The 15,339-nt window shown below is 60.3% G+C and carries 17 protein-coding genes and 1 pseudogene; 8 read left to right on the plus strand and 10 right to left on the minus strand.

Annotated elements, in window-relative coordinates; translation table 11 throughout:
• Positions 1-11 precede the first annotated feature (11 nt).
• Both ACR3EN_RS13020 and ACR3EN_RS13025 read left to right on the plus strand, forming a co-directional pair.
• A complete protein-coding gene (locus tag ACR3EN_RS13020) occupies positions 12-320 on the plus strand; it encodes an ArsR/SmtB family transcription factor (protein WP_480821577.1) in 309 nt (102 codons plus the stop codon).
• The gene (locus ACR3EN_RS13025; RefSeq protein WP_480821579.1) at positions 317-772 is read left to right on the plus strand and encodes an SRPBCC family protein; all 456 of its coding nucleotides are present in this window, start codon (positions 317-319) and stop codon (positions 770-772) included. Before ACR3EN_RS13020 ends, ACR3EN_RS13025 begins: the two co-directional genes overlap by 4 nt.
• A 45-nt stretch (positions 773-817) precedes the next feature.
• Here the strand turns inward: ACR3EN_RS13025 and ilvC are convergent, their stop codons facing one another.
• Entirely contained in the window at positions 818-1,840 is a 1,023-nt protein-coding gene (gene ilvC, locus ACR3EN_RS13030) for a ketol-acid reductoisomerase (protein WP_480821581.1), read from the minus strand.
• A gap of 131 nt (positions 1,841-1,971) precedes the next feature.
• Here ilvC and ACR3EN_RS13035 point away from each other — a divergent pair, with 131 nt between their 5' ends.
• Both ACR3EN_RS13035 and ACR3EN_RS13040 read left to right on the plus strand, forming a co-directional pair.
• Positions 1,972-2,427, plus strand: coding sequence for an Lrp/AsnC family transcriptional regulator (locus ACR3EN_RS13035; RefSeq protein ID WP_480821583.1), 456 nt, complete (start codon positions 1,972-1,974; stop codon positions 2,425-2,427).
• Positions 2,424-2,882, plus strand: a complete 459-nt coding sequence (locus ACR3EN_RS13040; protein WP_480730447.1) for an Lrp/AsnC family transcriptional regulator — start codon at positions 2,424-2,426, stop codon at positions 2,880-2,882. Before ACR3EN_RS13035 ends, ACR3EN_RS13040 begins: the two co-directional genes overlap by 4 nt.
• Here ACR3EN_RS13040 and ACR3EN_RS13045 read toward each other — a convergent pair.
• Positions 2,879-3,580: a GntR family transcriptional regulator gene (locus ACR3EN_RS13045; RefSeq protein WP_480821585.1), complete on the minus strand. Its 702-nt coding sequence runs from the start codon at positions 3,578-3,580 to the stop codon at positions 2,879-2,881. The two genes, ACR3EN_RS13040 and ACR3EN_RS13045, sit on opposite strands and share 4 nt — an antisense overlap.
• A gap of 230 nt (positions 3,581-3,810) precedes the next feature.
• Here ACR3EN_RS13045 and ACR3EN_RS13050 point away from each other — a divergent pair, with 230 nt between their 5' ends.
• Positions 3,811-4,938 (plus strand): aminotransferase class V-fold PLP-dependent enzyme, encoded by a 1,128-nt coding sequence (locus tag ACR3EN_RS13050; RefSeq protein WP_480822407.1) that lies wholly within the window; start codon positions 3,811-3,813, stop codon positions 4,936-4,938.
• 31 nt (positions 4,939-4,969) lie between these two features.
• On the opposite strand, the gene ACR3EN_RS13055 is transcribed toward ACR3EN_RS13050, so the two are convergent.
• The 3 genes from ACR3EN_RS13055 to ACR3EN_RS13065 form a co-directional block, all read right to left on the minus strand.
• Positions 4,970-6,166 carry a UbiH/UbiF family hydroxylase gene (locus ACR3EN_RS13055; RefSeq protein WP_480821587.1) on the minus strand — a complete coding sequence of 399 codons (1,197 nt, stop codon included), beginning with the start codon at positions 6,164-6,166 and terminating at the stop codon, positions 4,970-4,972.
• Positions 6,167-6,240: 74 nt separating this feature from the next.
• Positions 6,241-6,489, minus strand: coding sequence for a hypothetical protein (locus tag ACR3EN_RS13060; RefSeq protein ID WP_480821589.1), 249 nt, complete (start codon positions 6,487-6,489; stop codon positions 6,241-6,243).
• An 87-nt stretch (positions 6,490-6,576) separates the two neighbouring features.
• Positions 6,577-7,221, minus strand: coding sequence for a pyrimidine 5'-nucleotidase (locus ACR3EN_RS13065; RefSeq protein ID WP_480821591.1), 645 nt, complete (start codon positions 7,219-7,221; stop codon positions 6,577-6,579).
• 99 nt (positions 7,222-7,320) lie between these two features.
• Here ACR3EN_RS13065 and ACR3EN_RS13070 point away from each other — a divergent pair, with 99 nt between their 5' ends.
• Complete coding sequence (locus tag ACR3EN_RS13070) at positions 7,321-7,968, plus strand: GntR family transcriptional regulator (protein WP_480821593.1); 648 nt, start codon at positions 7,321-7,323, stop codon at positions 7,966-7,968.
• Here the strand turns inward: ACR3EN_RS13070 and ACR3EN_RS13075 are convergent.
• Complete coding sequence (locus ACR3EN_RS13075; protein ID WP_480870856.1) at positions 7,925-9,835, minus strand: glycosyltransferase family 2 protein; 1,911 nt, start codon at positions 9,833-9,835, stop codon at positions 7,925-7,927. The genes ACR3EN_RS13070 and ACR3EN_RS13075 overlap by 44 nt on opposite strands.
• A gap of 80 nt (positions 9,836-9,915) precedes the next feature.
• A complete protein-coding gene (gene carA, locus ACR3EN_RS13080; protein WP_480821597.1) occupies positions 9,916-11,082 on the minus strand; it encodes a glutamine-hydrolyzing carbamoyl-phosphate synthase small subunit in 1,167 nt (388 codons plus the stop codon).
• A gap of 183 nt (positions 11,083-11,265) precedes the next feature.
• Here carA and ACR3EN_RS13085 point away from each other — a divergent pair.
• A pseudogene (locus tag ACR3EN_RS13085) lies at positions 11,266-11,746 on the plus strand (GatB/YqeY domain-containing protein).
• Here ACR3EN_RS13085 and ACR3EN_RS13090 read toward each other — a convergent pair.
• The 3 genes from ACR3EN_RS13090 to ctaD all read right to left on the minus strand — a co-directional run bounded on the left by ACR3EN_RS13090 (position 11,747) and on the right by ctaD (position 14,652).
• On the minus strand, positions 11,747-12,232 hold the full coding sequence (locus tag ACR3EN_RS13090) for a DUF2244 domain-containing protein (RefSeq protein ID WP_480821601.1): 486 nt from the start codon (positions 12,230-12,232) through the stop codon (positions 11,747-11,749).
• Positions 12,233-12,277: 45 nt separating this feature from the next.
• The gene (locus tag ACR3EN_RS13095) at positions 12,278-12,877 is read right to left on the minus strand and encodes a DsbA family protein (RefSeq protein WP_480821603.1); all 600 of its coding nucleotides are present in this window, start codon (positions 12,875-12,877) and stop codon (positions 12,278-12,280) included.
• A 116-nt stretch (positions 12,878-12,993) separates the two neighbouring features.
• Positions 12,994-14,652, minus strand: coding sequence for a cytochrome c oxidase subunit I (ctaD, locus tag ACR3EN_RS13100; protein WP_480821605.1), 1,659 nt, complete (start codon positions 14,650-14,652; stop codon positions 12,994-12,996).
• A gap of 265 nt (positions 14,653-14,917) precedes the next feature.
• Here ctaD and ACR3EN_RS13105 point away from each other — a divergent pair, with 265 nt between their 5' ends.
• Positions 14,918-15,337, plus strand: coding sequence for an HIT family protein (locus ACR3EN_RS13105; protein ID WP_480821607.1), 420 nt, complete (start codon positions 14,918-14,920; stop codon positions 15,335-15,337).
• Positions 15,338-15,339: the final 2 nt, after the last annotated feature.

The raw sequence follows: 15,339 nt of genomic DNA on the forward strand, positions 1-15,339 counted from the left end.
TACCGTTAGTAATGGCTTACCAAGATGTGTTTTCAACGCTGGGCGATGCCACCCGCCGTCAGGTTTTTGAGGCCGTCGCCGCTCGCCCCCGCGCAGTCGGGGATTTGGCCGCAGACCTGCCGGTCAGCCGCCCTGCGGTATCCCAACATCTGAAGGTTTTGTCCGATGCCGGTCTGGTCATTTGCCGCGCCGAAGGCACGCGCCGAATCTACGCCGCTCGGCCCGAAGGTCTGGCAGAGATGCGCGCTTGGCTGGAGCGGTACTGGTCAGATGTATTGCAGAGCTTTGCAGCCGAGGTGAACGAAGGACAAGGCGGATGATCGACCCCATCATCAAGACCATCGTTGTGAACGCAACGCCGGACCGGGCGTTTGGTGTCTTTGTGAACCGGATCGCCAAGTGGTGGCCGCTGGAGGGCCACGCCGTTTCAGCAGCTAAAGGGCAGGCTGCGCTGGCGGTTGTGATCGAACCCCGGGTCGGCGGCGCGATTTATGAGACCATGTTCGACGGAACGCGCGAGGATTGGGGAGAGGTGCTTGTCTTTGAAGAAGGTCGGCGACTGGCGTTCAGTTGGCAGCCGGGCACCAACAAGAATCGCCCGACCCGGGTGGAGGTGGCCTTTGAAGCGCAAGACGTGGCGCAGACAAAAGTCACACTGACCCATTCGGGTTGGGAGGTCTGGGCAAGCGACGCGCCCGACAAGCGCTCCGGATATGACAGCGGCTGGGATTACGTGCTGGGCGACTGCTACGCGAATGCCGTCGCCAACTAGAAAGGGCGACCGCGCGGGCCGCCCTTTCGCTGACTAAAGTCAGTCTCAGTTCTTTTCTTTGTCGACCATTTTACCGGCCGAGATCCAGGGCATCATGGCGCGCAGTTTGGCGCCGGTTTCCTCGACCATATGCTCGTCATTAGCGCGACGGGCCGCTTTGATGGTGGGCTGACCCACCGCGTTTTCCAGCATGAAGTCGCGAACGAATTTGCCCTGTTGGATGTCGCTGAGGACCTCTTTCATACGCGCTTTGGTCTCGTCGTATTTCAGGATGCGCGGGCCGGTGACGTACTGGCCGTACTCTGCCGTGTTCGAGATCGAGTAGTCCATGTTGGCGATGCCGCCTTCATAGATCAGGTCAACGATCAGCTTCACTTCGTGCAGACACTCGAAATAGGCCATTTCGGGCGCGTAACCGGCTTCGACCAGCGTTTCAAAGCCGCAGCGGATCAGTTCAACCAGACCGCCGCACAGAACGGCCTGCTCACCGAACAGGTCGGTTTCGCATTCTTCGCGGAAGTTGGTTTCGATGATGCCCGAACGACCGCCGCCGATGGCCGAGCAATAGGACAGGCCAATTTCCAGCGCTTTGCCGGTTTCGTCTTTGTCAACGGCCACCAGACAGGGCACGCCGCCGCCTTTGGTGTATTCGCCGCGCACGGTGTGGCCGGGGCCTTTGGGGGCCATCATGATGACGTCGACACCCTCTTTCGGCTCGATCAGGCCGAAGTGGACGTTCAAGCCGTGGGCAAATGCGATGGCAGCGCCGGGCTTGATGTTGTCGTGGACGTATTTCTTATAGGTCTCGGCCTGCAGTTCGTCGGGCATGGTGAACATGATCAGGTCGCACCAGGCGGCGGCATCTGCGATGCTCATGACCTGCAGGCCTTCGGCTTCGGCTTTCTTGGCCGAGGGCGAGCCTTCGCGCAGGGCGACGACAAGGTTCTTGGCACCCGAGTCGCGCAGGTTCAGCGCGTGGGCGTGGCCTTGGCTGCCATAGCCCAGGATGGCCACTTTCTTGTCTTTGATCAGGTTGATGTCGCAATCGCGATCGTAATAGACGCGCATTTTGCCGGTCCTTTCAGTTTCGATTGCGGCGTTTCTATCCTGAGCTTTGGGTATTGGCGAGAGCGTTGGGATCGAGTATTTGAGAAAAAGATGAAGAATAATTCTTCAAATAAAAAATATGTGAAAAAATCATGCTTGATGATGTTGATCGGCGTATTCTGCGCCAGTTTCAGGCCGAACCCAGCCTGACCACGGCAGAACTGGCCGAGCGCTGCCGCATCAGTACCGGCGTCTGCTGGCGGCGGATCGAGAAGATGCAGGCCGCAGGGGTGATCGAGGGGCAGGAGGCCGTTATCGACTGGGCGGCGCTGGGATACGCGGTCGAGGTGTCGTTGCGGGTGACGCTGGACAAGACGCAAGCGCGGGCATTCGACGAATTCACCGCTGCGGCGCGCGAGGTGCCCGAGGTGATCGAGATCCAGACCTTTCTGGGCCGGGTCGATGTGCGCCTGTCGGTTCTGGCGCGGGACATGAACCATTATCAGCAGGTCTATCGCGACCGTATTCTGATCCTGCCGCATATCGCCGATATTGAGGCGCTGATGCATATCGCGCGGGTCAAGCGGGATGAGGTGCTGCCGGTATGATCGAGTTGGATGAGATCGACCGCAAGATTCTGCGGGCCTTGGTGCAGGATGCCACGCAAAGCGCGGGTGCGCTGGGGCGGCGTTTTGGGCTGTCTCAGCCTGCGACGTGGCGGCGGATTCGCAGGCTAGAACAGGCGGGTGTGATCAAGGGGCGACGGCTGCGCCTGAATGCCGAGGCGCTTGGTTTTGGTGTGACCGTGTTTCTGGGGGTGAAGCTGGCGCGCAAGGGCCAGGTGAGCCTTGAGGATTTCGAACGCGCCGTCAGCGCCATCCCCGAGGTGCAGACCGTCGAGCATGTGCTGGGTCTCTATGACTACCGCCTACGCGTCGTGGCGCGCGATTTGGCCGATTTCGAGCGGGTGCTGCGGCGGCGGGTGATGACGCTGCCCGGCGCCGGAGAGGTCGAGGCCAACGTGCTGCTGAGCGAAGAACGCCTGCCGGGACCGATCGGTTAGTATTTGGTTCGGATGCGGAATCCGGGATGATGCGTCATCCGGGCAAAGGTCATGGGCTGCCCGTCTTTCCATGTTGTCCGTTCAAGCTGGATCATCGAGGTGCCGGTGGTGGTACCCATGAAATCGGCCAGACGGCTGTCGGCTGAGATAGCGCAGAAGGCGATCTCGGCCTCGGTAAAGGGTGCCGCGTTCAGCAACCATTCGTGCGGGCCGCTTTTGTTCAGATCGGCATGCTCAACCTCGGGTACGGCTTCGATATTGATCCAGCGTTCTTCCAACTGGAAAGGGCGGTTGTCGGCATAGTGCATGCAAATCACATGCAGGACCCGTGCGTCCGGCTCGACATTTAACTGCGAGGTCAGCCACCCGGGGCTATAGACCACGTTCCGTTCGACCAGCGCATAGCGATAGGCTGAGTTCTGGTTCTCGACGGCCTGACGTGCCAGAGAAATCTCAAGCTTTGCCTGTTTGCGGGGCTCTTTCTTGACCCTTGTGCCGCTTTTGCGCTTGCGTTCGACAAAGCCCTGTTCGGCCAGCTCGCGCAGCGCCCGGTTTACCGTGGCACGGGCGCAGTTGAACTCTTCCGCAAGTTGCGTTTCGGTGGGCAGAAGTGAGCCCTGAGGCCAGATGCGGGATTCAATCCGCCGTTTAACTTCGTCCCTGACGACCTGAAAACTAATCCGCTTTTGCGCAGTCACGAGTTGAAATGCCTGTTCTTGTTCAAAGTGTGTGTATCTGTTCAGAAACACGTCAGAGTGTAAAGAGAGGGTGACTCTAATTAGCGTCATTTCTGTGCGGTTTTTTGCCCGAGATATCAGGGCAATACTTCATTTTTTGCTGACCTAGGGTCAAGCTGATCACTGCTTAGGCTCTTTACCGGGCGGGGCAGACACGGCAGAAACAGATGACCAATCAGAAAGGATTCATGATGTCTGCGTTGCTGGAAACTGTTGACCCCGACGGGCTCGAGGAATTCTCGGTCGTTTTCACAGATCGTTCGCTGAACCATATGTCTGCCAGTTTTCAGCAGGTAATGCGCGATATCTCGGGTATGTTGCGCGAGGTCTACAACGCCGATGGCGTGGCTGTGATCCCGGGTGGCGGTACCTATGGTATGGAAGCCGTCGCGCGGCAGTTCGCACGCGATGCCAATGTCCTTGTGGTGCGCAATGGCTGGTTTTCCTATCGCTGGAGCCAGATCATCGAATCCGCTGCGTTGACCGCGCAGGCGACGGTGCTGATGGCGCGCGAGACTGGCAATGCCAGCCCGTCACCTTTTGTGCCGGCGCCGATTGATGAAGTTGTGGCGACAATTCGTGAGAATCGCCCGGATATTGTCTTTGCGCCGCATGTTGAAACCTCTGCCGGGGTGATTCTGCCTGATGACTACGTAACCGCGATGGCGGCGGCCGCGCATGAGGTCGGGGCGTTGATGGTGCTGGACTGCATCGCCTCGGGATGTGCCTGGATCGACATGAAGGCGACGGGCGTGGATGTGCTGATCTCTGCCCCGCAAAAGGGGTGGAGTGCGACGCCTTGCGCCGGTCTGGTGATGCTGTCCGAGCGCGCCGAGGCGCGGTTGGAGCAGACCAGTTCGGACAGTTTCGCGATTGATCTGAAGAAATGGCGGCAGATCATGCAGGCCTATGAAAACGGCGGTCATGCTTATCATGCCACTATGCCAACGGATTCGCTGCGCGCCTTCCGCGACACGATGGCCGAGACGCGTGACTACGGGTACGAGAAGCTGCGCGTGGCGCAGTGGGCGTTGGGTGATGGGGTGCGGGCCTATCTGAAGGACAAGGGCGTCATGTCGGTTGCTGCCGATGGCTTTGGCGCGCCGGGCGTGGTGGTCAGCTATACGACGGACCCCGAGGTGCAGAATGGCAAGAAATTCGCCGCTTTGGGGATGCAGATCGCCGCCGGTGTGCCGTTGCAATGTGACGAGCCCGAAGGGTTCAGCACCTTCCGTCTGGGTCTGTTCGGGCTCGACAAGCTGTACGATGTCGAAGGCACGATTGCGAGGCTGAAACGCGTTCTGGATCAGGTGCTTTGAACGAGGTGGCGGGCTGAAGCCCGCCCTATGTCTAGCGGACGCCGAGGCCCATTTGCATCAGCGTCTTGCGCACGGGTGGCAGGGAATAGAGCGCATTCAGCCCCATCGCCCGTGCATCGCGCAACGGACGCGCCTCGATCATCGAGGCGCGGTTCAGCAGGTCGATGCCTTTGACGCGCAGCTCGATCTCGGTATGACGGGCCTTGTGATAGGCCGCCAGCATCTGCGCGTCGCCCAGACCTTCGGGGCGGGCCTGCGCCAACTCCAGCAGACTGCGCAGATCACCCAGCGACATATTCAGCCCCTGCGCGCCGATGGGGGGCACCACATGGGCGGCCTCAGCCATGAGTGCGATACGCTCACCGGACAGGCGCTCTGCCGACTGGCTGATGATCGGCCAGATGGTTCGGCGCGACGCCAGTTTCAACGGCCCAAACAACCCGCACGACCGCTCGGTCATCAACGCCTCAAAGGCTTCGGGCTCGGTGTTGAACAGTTCTACTGCACGTGGGCCGCGCTCCATCCAGACGATTGCCGACGAGGGCTGACCCTGCCAGTCAGGTAGCGGCACCAGCGTGAACGGCCCGCCCGAGCGATGGATCTCGGTAGAAACATTATCGTGCGGGATCGGGTGCGTTACCGCAAAGGCCAGCGCTTTTTGTCCATAGCGCGTGGTACGGACATTGACCCCGGCGGCCTCGCGCATGGGCGAATTGCGCCCGTCGGCGGCCACCACAAGCTTACAGTGGATGCGGCTGCCGTCGCTGAGGCCCACGCGTGCCTCATTGGTGCGGGTGAACAGGCTGACGGTGCCGGTGCCGGGGCGGAAATCGACAGTGGGTAACTCGGCCAGACGGGCGACCATTTCCCGGCGCAGCAGCCAGTTGGGCAGGTTCCAGCCAAACGGCTGGTCCGAGATATCGGCGGCGTTGAAGTCCCGCACGACGCGGGGTTCGGGCACATCACCGCCCGCGTCCACGATGCGCATGATCTGCAGCGGCGCGGCATGGGTGTCCAGCCGATCCCACAGACCACATTGTTCCAGCAATCCGTGGGCAGGTTGCAAAAAGGCTGTGGTACGCAGGTCGGAGCCGTCCACGTCGCGCTCGGTGATCGGTGGGGTGGGGTCGACGCAGATTACGTCGAAACCGGCGGCTCCGAATGTGGCGGCGGCGGTCAAACCGGCGATACCGCCACCAGAAATCAGGATGTCACAGCTGTCAGTCATGAGGGCATTTCTCCGTTGCTGCGGACACTAGTGCCGTTGGCGGTCGCCCGCCAAGTGACATCCTGTCTCGTGCCTTATCCTCTGGAAATCAGGATCAGGACCAGAAACATCACCGGCACCATCAACAGGGCCGGGATATAGAGGCCGGGAAGGCCAAACAGCAGGATGGAACAGCCCCACATGCTGAATACGGCAGCGGCGGAATAGTACAGGTCCTCGGCTTCGGCATTGGCTGCATCCCTGGCCATCCAGCCAAACAGGGGAATTGCAAAGAAGAGGCGCTGCCACCAGGGCAGACGCCGCGGCATGTCAAGCGCGGTCATTTGGGTCTCCGATTCTGTTCGTCGCACGGTTGCATATGGGGGCAATGCCGCAGGCGCGAAACGCACAGATCGTCGCAGTGTGACAGCCTAGCGCAGGGCGCTCAGAAACAGTGTCAGATCATCGGTGTGGTGGTGGATATGGTCGGCGTCATGAGGGTCGGGCGCGACATGCACCGTGCGCATTCCCATCTCGTGCGGGGCGGCCAGATTGCGCGGATCATCTTCGAACATGGCGGCCTTTTGGGCCTCGATGCCGTCTTGTGCAAAGATCGCTTCGAACGCGGCCTTCTGCGGCTTGGGGCGATAGCCTGCGTGCTCGACACCGTATATTGCATCAAACAGACCCTCTAACCCGCGCGCGGCCAGAACACGCTCGGCATAGGGTGCTGACCCGTTGGTATAGACGATGCGGCGACCGGGCAGGGCGCGGATATGGTCGGCGAGCTCCGCATCGGGTTCCATATGGCTCATGTCAACCTGATGGACGGCGTGCAGGTAAGGATCGGGGTCCAGATCGTGTTCTGCCATAAGGCCGGCAAGTGTGGTGCCATACTGCCGCCAGTAATAATCGCGCAGCCGATCCGCCTCGTGCCGGTCGATGCCGATGGCCTGTACCACGTAATCCGTCATCAGCACTTCGATCTGATCGAACAGGCGCATATGCGGCGGGTAGAGCGTGTTGTCGAGGTCGAACACCCATTGGGTGACGTGAGCAAAGGCAGGTTTGACCATGTTTTGGGTTTAGGGCGGTTGTTGAAGGTTTGCAATGCCGCTCTTGATGGGGGGGCACGTGGCGGATAGACAGGTCCGAACGAGGAGACAAAACAGCCGATGCCCCAGTCCAAACAGTCCAACACGGACGCCTATACACTGATACTCGAAGCGATCGATGTGGGTGTTTACAAGCCAGGCGACCGTTTGGTCGAAAGTGAGTTGGCTGAACGGTTCGGCGTCTCGCGCACCCCGATCCGCGAAGCTCTGCAGCGGCTTGAGACGCAATCGCTTCTGGAACGTGATGGGCGATCCCTGATCGTGGCTTCACTGGATCACAACCAGATGGCCGAGCTGTATATTGTCCGGCGCGAGCTAGAGGGGCTGGCGGCCCGCCTTGCAGCCAAACATGCGACGGAAGAGGAAATCCGTGTGCTGCAAGAAATGGTGGCCGCCGATGATGCGCTGGTCAGCGATCCGCCCGCCCTGTCGCGCGCCAACCGCAGGTTTCACGAACAGATTCACCTCGCCTCGCACAACCGGTATTTGGTTCAGCAGCTTGATCTGGTGCACCGGACCATGGCGCTGATGGCAACGACCTCGCTGGCGGCGGAAGGACGCGGCGAGATTGCCCAGGGCGAGCATAAGGGAATTGTTCAGGCCATCGCCGCGCGGGATGAAGATGCAGCGGCCAAGGCGTTGCAGGATCATATCTCGGTCGCGTTCATGACGCGGCTGAAACAGGATGCGATTCGACGCGAGAAATAGGCGGGCCGGTTTCCTCAATCGCATGACCGTGCTGGGTTTTGTCCCAGAAGAACGGGTTGACTGCCAATTCCCACAGGCCTTTGTAGGCTGCCAGCACGCCCAGAGGGTAATAGAGCACCATCGTAGGCACCCAAGGCAGCAGAAAGCGGCGCTGGCCCGCAATGACGCCAAGCGTACCGACCAGAAGATTGGCGGCCTCGGCCACAAGGAAGACATAGACGCATGCGGTCAGGAAGCCGGGCGTCATGATGGTGTGGTAAGGGTGCGGCAGATCGAAAAAGATCAGCCAGAACACCCATAGGACAGGGGCCAGCAGGAATTGCCCCAACGTTCCAAGAAAGAATGCCTGCAACCCCAGAAACCGCAGCACGCCGAGATCGCGCATCAATTGGCGGGGCGCGCGCATATGCACCAGATAGGTAACCATAAAGCCTTTGAGCCAGCGTGAACGCTGTTTGACCCAGGGCCAGGCGCGAAAGTTGGCCTCTTCGTAGGTCGCGGTGTTGACGATCTCGGTCCGGTAGCCAGCCCGGCTGAGCCGGACACCCAGGTCGGCATCTTCGGTGACGTTATGTGCGTCCCAGCCGCCCAACTCCAGCAGCTTGTCGCGACGAAAGAAGAAGGTGGTGCCGCCCAGTGGAACCACCAGCCCCAAACGTGCGATCCCTTTCAGGATCACCCGAAACCAACCGCTGTATTCGATGGTGAAACAGCGCGATCGCCAGTTGGTGCGCGGGTTATAGTAGTCGAGGACGCCCTGCAGGCAGACGACCTCGTCAGGGGCGGCTGCAAAGTGGCGGACAACCGTTTCGATCTGATCCGGGACCGGCGCGTCTTCGGCGTCCCAGACCCCCAGGATGTCTCCGCGGCAAAAATCCAGCGCGTAGTTCATCGCGCGCGGTTTTGTCGTCAGGTCCCCGCGCTGTGGAACCGTGATGGCGCGCATCCAACTTGGCAGTTCGATCTGCCTGAGCGCCTCTTTCGTTACGTCGTCCTGTTCTTCCAGAACCAAAATGACGTCCAACAACGCTTTGGGATAGGTCAGGCGGCGAAGCCGGGCGATCAGGACATCGGCTATCTCACGCTCCTTATAAAGCGGGACGAGGATTGAGACACAGGGCAGCCGTGGCGCATCGTCAGTGTCGGGATGGATCGGTGCCTTGCGGGGCCAGAGATAGGCCATCAATCCGGATAGTCTGAGGATCAGGAACAGGCCGAGCGTTAGCAGGGTCGCCCCCAAAAGAAGGCTGAGACCGGTGATCGGAAACAGAGCGAACAGGATTGCCAGCCCGAGAAACCCAATGACCGGACCTGTCCGTGTTCGGGCTGACCAGTTACGGCAGCTTTGCCCGGCCTCGACCCGCATCTCTGCCGCGTGCGCCAGCGGCATGGCATAGTGACGCGCAATAGCCGTATCGATCTGATCAGAGCTTGCCAGAACCGGCAGGACGGTATGGCCGCTGCCCTCCAAGGCGATCTCGACCACCGAGAAAGCGTCCGGGCGCGCGGTCGCAACCAACAGGATCGGGCCCAATCGCATCCACGGCACCACGTTATGCGCCAACCAGAATTCGACCGGTTTCATGGCACACAACTCGGCTGACGGCGGCGTCTGTTCCAGATCGGCGATCTGCAGGCCCGTTTGGTCGGACAGGGCCGACAGAACCTGCGCCCGGCTGGCCCAACCCTGTCCGACCAGTATTTCGCCCAGTGGCGCGTTCTGCGAGGTCTGCATCCGCAGCGCCTGTGCCAGTTGATCGGTCGTGATAACGCCCTGATCCAGCAGCCACGTGCCCAGCGGTTTGCGCGAATGCGGCCCCGGCACCGGTTGCGCCAACGTCTGCCGCTGAAGATTCAATTCGACCATAGAAAAACCCTGCCGCAAGTCACGCTGGGCAGGGTTGCTCAAACAGGGTTAACGCACGGTTAACGCTGATGATTTCGGTCTTAAGCCTGTGCTTTTTGATCGGCCATCGCGGCGGCGAAGCGTTCGAACAGGTAGAAACTGTCCTGCGGACCCGGTGAGGCCTCGGGGTGGTATTGTACTGAATAGACCGGGCGATCCGTCATGCGAATGCCGCAGTTCGACCCGTCAAACAACGAGCGGTGGGTCTCGACCACCCCGTCGGGCAGTGATTGCGCATCAACGGCGAAGCCATGGTTCATCGAGGTGATCTCGACCTTGCCGGTCTCAAGGTCTTTGACCGGGTGGTTCGCACCGTGGTGGCCGTGGTTCATTTTGACGGTCTGGCCGCCAAGGGCCAGCGCCAGCATCTGGTGGCCGAGGCAGATGCCAAAGACCGGCAGGCTGGTGGTGTCCAGCACCTCTTTGATCATGGGCACCGCATATTCGCCAGTGGCGGCTGGGTCGCCGGGACCGTTGGACAGGAATACACCATCGGGGTTATGCGCCAGTACCTCGGCTGCAGTCGCGGTGGCGGGCAGGACCGTCACGTCACAACCCGCCGAGGCGAGGCAGCGCAGGATGTTGCGTTTGGCACCGAAATCCAGGGCGACGACCTTGTGCACAGGCGCTTCCTGACGGGCATAGCCATCGGGCCATGCCCACCGCATTTCGTCCCAGCGATAGCTTTGGGCGCAGGTGACGTCTTTGGCCAGATCCATGCCTTCCAGCCCGGCAAAGCCGCGTGCAGCACTGACCAGTGCTTCGATTTCGAAATTGCCCTCGGGGTCGTGGGCCAGCGCCACATGCGGGGCACCCTGCTGACGGATGGCGCGGGTCAGGCGGCGGGTGTCGACGCCACCGATGGCGATGCGGCCACGGCGCGCCAGCCAGCTTTTCAACTCTTCAGCCGAGCGCCAGTTGGATGGCTCGGTCGGGTCCCATTTGACGACCATACCCGCGGCCACCGGATCGCCGGTCTCGTCATCCTCGGGGTTCACGCCGACATTACCGATATGGGGGAAGGTGAAGGTCACGATCTGGCCCGCGTAGGAAGGGTCCGTCATGATCTCCTGATAGCCGGTCATGGCAGTGTTAAAGCACAGCTCGGCCACCGTTTGGCCGGTTGCACCGAAGCCAACTCCGTAGAACAGCGTTCCATCGGCCAGTGCCAGACATGCGGTGGGCTTGGACGGGGCGTTCTGGGCCATGGCGCGACTCTCCTGCAAGGTAAACGGGCGCATACCTAAGGGGGATAGAGCGCCGGGTCAAGCCTGTTCAAATTTTGGGCTATTGTTGAAAATCAATGACTTAAGCGCAATCATCGCCCATTGTGCCCGCCTTTTTGTTTCGATATGGTCGGGGTTCCTTTGCCATGGGGATGGACAGACCATATGGATATGCGATCACGGGTGAATGCCGCCCTGAAGCAAGCAATGAAAGACAAAGCTGCCGAGCGCCTGTCGACGCTGCGCCTGATCAATGCCGCGATCAAGGATCGCGACATTGCCTCGCGCGCCTCCGACAATGAAGAGGCCAAGGGTTGCGGCGACGCCGAGGTGCTTGAGATCCTTGGGAAAATGACCAAACAGCGCAAGGAAAGCGCGCGCCTATGAAGAGGGCGGACGCCTTGATCTGGCCGAGCGCGAGCTGCGCGAGGTCGAGGTGATCGAGGAGTTCCTGCCCAAGCAACTGGATGAGGATGAGGTCAGCAAAGCCATCAAAACTGCCATTACGGCCACCGGCGCGGGGTCGATCCGCGATATGGGCAAAGTGATGGGCGAGCTGAAAACGCGCTATACCGGCCAGATGGATTTCGGCAAGGTCGGGCCGATGGTCAAAGACCATTTGTGTGCGGCGTCCAACGGCGGCTGATTACTCCGGAACACGCAGTTTCTGATTGAGATCCTTGAAAAGCGCGATCCTTTCGTCCTCGGACAGGAACGCGCCGATCTCGACCTCGCGACCGTCTCCGATCAACGTTACATAGTGTGGCACCGGCCCGCCGCTCGGGTGCATCTCGGGGCGGGCCCAATATCGGTTGCAACACCATTCCTGATCACCCTTGCGGGGATGATGATGCACAAGACGCGCCTGTGTTTGATCCAGTGTCAGCACTTCGAACACGCTGCGCGCGCGATAGTTGGTTTGGATCGCCAGCCAGAGCCCCAGCACGGTGAGCAGCAGGAACGGCAGCAACCCCCAAAGAATGACCGACCCCAGCATTGCAAGCAGCGGGATCAGTCCGAACAGAAACACTGACAGGATGACGACCATTGCGCCACGTGGGGGCAGAGAGTTATGCGGCCAAAGGCGCAACTCCTGTTCTTCTTCCGCGTTTTCTGTCCATTTGTAAGGCATGGCCGGAACCTAGCGCAGGGCATAGCAAAGTCGAAGCAAAAACTGTTAGACGACGTGCCCGACGCGTGCCCACGACAGAGCGTCGTCCAGTCGGTCATCGCCCCAGAATACCTCATCCCGGACAACAAAACTGGGCGCGCCGAACACACCCAGCTTAATGGCGGTTTCAGTCTCGGCTTCCAGGGCGGCGGTGACGTCCGGGCCGCGGGCACGGGCAAGGATCAGGCGTGGGTCTTGTTGTGCGCGGTGCAGGGCCTCGGTGATGCCGGTTTCGGAACCGGCCTCGATGCCGTCTTCGAACCAGATCCCATAGAGCGCCTGCGTATAGGTCTTGCCCCAACCTTCTGTCATGCCCAACAGGGCGACCTGATTGGCCAGCGCAAGGTCCGAGATGGGGTAGGGGGCGGGCAGCTTGGCGTGGATTTGGTACTTAGCGGCCCGGCGTTCGATATCGCGCCACATATAGGCGGTTTTGACCGGCTTGCCTGCGAACGGAGTGTTCTGTTGTTCCGCCATTATGGTGCGCACGTTGAAAGGCCGCCAGTTCACGGTGGCATCATGCTGGGCGCACCAGTTGTCCAGACGTTTGATGGTCAGAAAGCTGTAGGTGCTGCCGATGGAGTACCAGAAGTCAATCTCGGGCATCGCAAAACCCTCCGGCCCCAGAATACCCGATTTCCGCCGTTTTGGCGATTGTTAGACGCACCAAACGAAAAACCCCGCCCTGATGAGCGGGGTTTTCAGTTTTACTCAGAGCGGGTTCAGTGCGCGTGGCCCTTGTCCCAGTCTTCCTGCTTGGGCAGCTGCTCGAACGTGTGTTCGGGCGGCGGGGTGGGCAGGGTCCATTCCAACGTATCCGCGTATTCGTTCCACGGGTTCGGACGCGTCTCTTTCGCACCACGCAGCAGGGCGTAGATCACGATGCCGAAGAACAGCAGGAACGAGGCGAACGAGATGAACGCACCGATCGACGAGACAAAGTTCCACTGGGCGAATGCCTCAGGGTAGTCGATGTAGCGGCGCGGCATGCCCTGACGACCCAGGAAGTGCTGCGGGAAGAAGGTCAGGTTGGCGCCGATGAAGAACAGCCAGAAGTGAACCTTGCCCCAGAATTCCGAGTACTGACGGCCCGTCATCTTCGAGAAGTAGAAGTAGACGCCTGCGAAGATCGCAAAGACCGCACCCAGCGACATCACGTAATGGAAGTGCGCCACGACGTAGTAGGTGTCGTGATAGGCACGGTCGACACCGGCCTGCGACAGAACCACACCGGTCACACCGCCAACGGTGAACAGGAACAGGAAGCCGAAGGCGAACAGCATCGGAGTTTTGAACTCGATGGAACCACCCCACATGGTCGCAATCCACGAGAAGACCTTAACGCCGGTTGGAACCGCGATGACCATCGTGGCCAGCATGAAATAGGCCTGCTGACGCAGCGACATGCCAACGGTGTACATGTGGTGCGCCCAGACGACGAAGCCCAGAACACCAATCGCGATGATCGCCCAGACCATCGGCAGGTAACCGAAGATCGGCTTGCGGGCGAAGGTCGCGATGACGTGGCTGATGATGCCGAAACCGGGCAGGATCACGATGTATACTTCGGGGTGGCCGAAGAACCACAGGATGTGCTGATACAGGATCGGATCGCCGCCACCGGCCGGATCAAAGAAGGTGAACCCAAAGTTGCGGTCCATCAGCAGCATGGTGATCGCGCCCGCCAGAACCGGCAGGGACAGCAGAATCAGCCACGAAGTGACAAAGATCGACCAGCTGAACAGCGGCACCTTGAACAGGGTCATGCCCGGGGCACGCATGTTCAGGAAGGTGGTGATCATGTTGATCGCGCCGAGGATCGAGGAGGCGCCCGATACGTGCACGGCAAAGATCGCAAGGTCCATGGACATGCCGCCCTCGGTCGTGGACAGCGGCGGATACAAGACCCAGCCTACGCCTGAACCGAGTTGGTCATTCCCGCCCGGAGACAGCAGCGAAGCCACGCCCAGCGAGGTACCGGCGACGTACAGCCAGAAGGACAGGTTGTTCATCCGCGGGAACGCCATATCCGGCGCACCGATCTGCAACGGCATGAAATAGTTGCCAAATCCGCCGAACAAGGCCGGAATGACCACGAAGAACATCATCAGGACGCCGTGATATGTGATCATCACGTTCCACAGGTGTCCGTTCGGGGTGCACGGGTCGGCCATAAAGCCTTCGAGGCACATATACTGAACACCGGGGTGCATCAGCTCGAGCCGCATATAGACGGTCATCAGGACCGAGATCAGACCGGCGAATGCCGAAAAGATCAGGTACAGAATCCCGATATCCTTGTGGTTGGTCGACATGAACCAGCGGGTAAAGAACCCACGCTGGTCTTCATGGTCATGACCATGAATGGCTGCGTCTGCCATTAGGTGCCTCCTGTTGCAACTACACCGCGCAGTCGGACCTCTCCAACGCGCGGGATTCCTGCTGGTTTTAGAATGCGAAGGGGCGACCTTCAATGGCCGAGTTTGATCTGGATCAAGAATAATTGTCGCGGGCAGGATGGACTGCGCGCGGGAAGCTGACCCTGGATGCGGGGTATCTGGGGATTGCATCCGTGATTTCAAGGGGCTTGACGCATCCCTGGGGCCGGATCAGAACAAGGGGACGTTCAAACCCCGGAGGCCTGCCATGACCGCGTATGATCCCGAAAACATCTTTGCCAAGATCCTGCGCGGGGAAATCCCGTCGAACCGCGTCTATGAAGACGACGATACAGTCGCCCTGATGGATATCATGCCCCGGTCCGACGGGCACTTGCTGGTCATCCCGAAAACACCCTGTCGCAACATGCTGGACGCAACGCCCGAGCAACTGGCGGCGGTGATGGCAACCGTTCAGAAAATGGCGCAGGCCGTGAAGGCAGCCTTTGACGCCGATGGCGTCACGGTTCAGCAGTTCAACGAGGCTGCGGGCGGGCAAGAGGTCTTTCACCTGCATTTCCACGTGCTGCCGCGCCACGAGGGCGTCTCGATGCGCCCACCGGGTAACATGGGCGATTTCGACCAGATCGCGCAGCACGCGGACAAAATACGCGCCGCGCTGGCCTGAGG

The organism is Ruegeria sp. G7 (assembly GCF_056535465.1).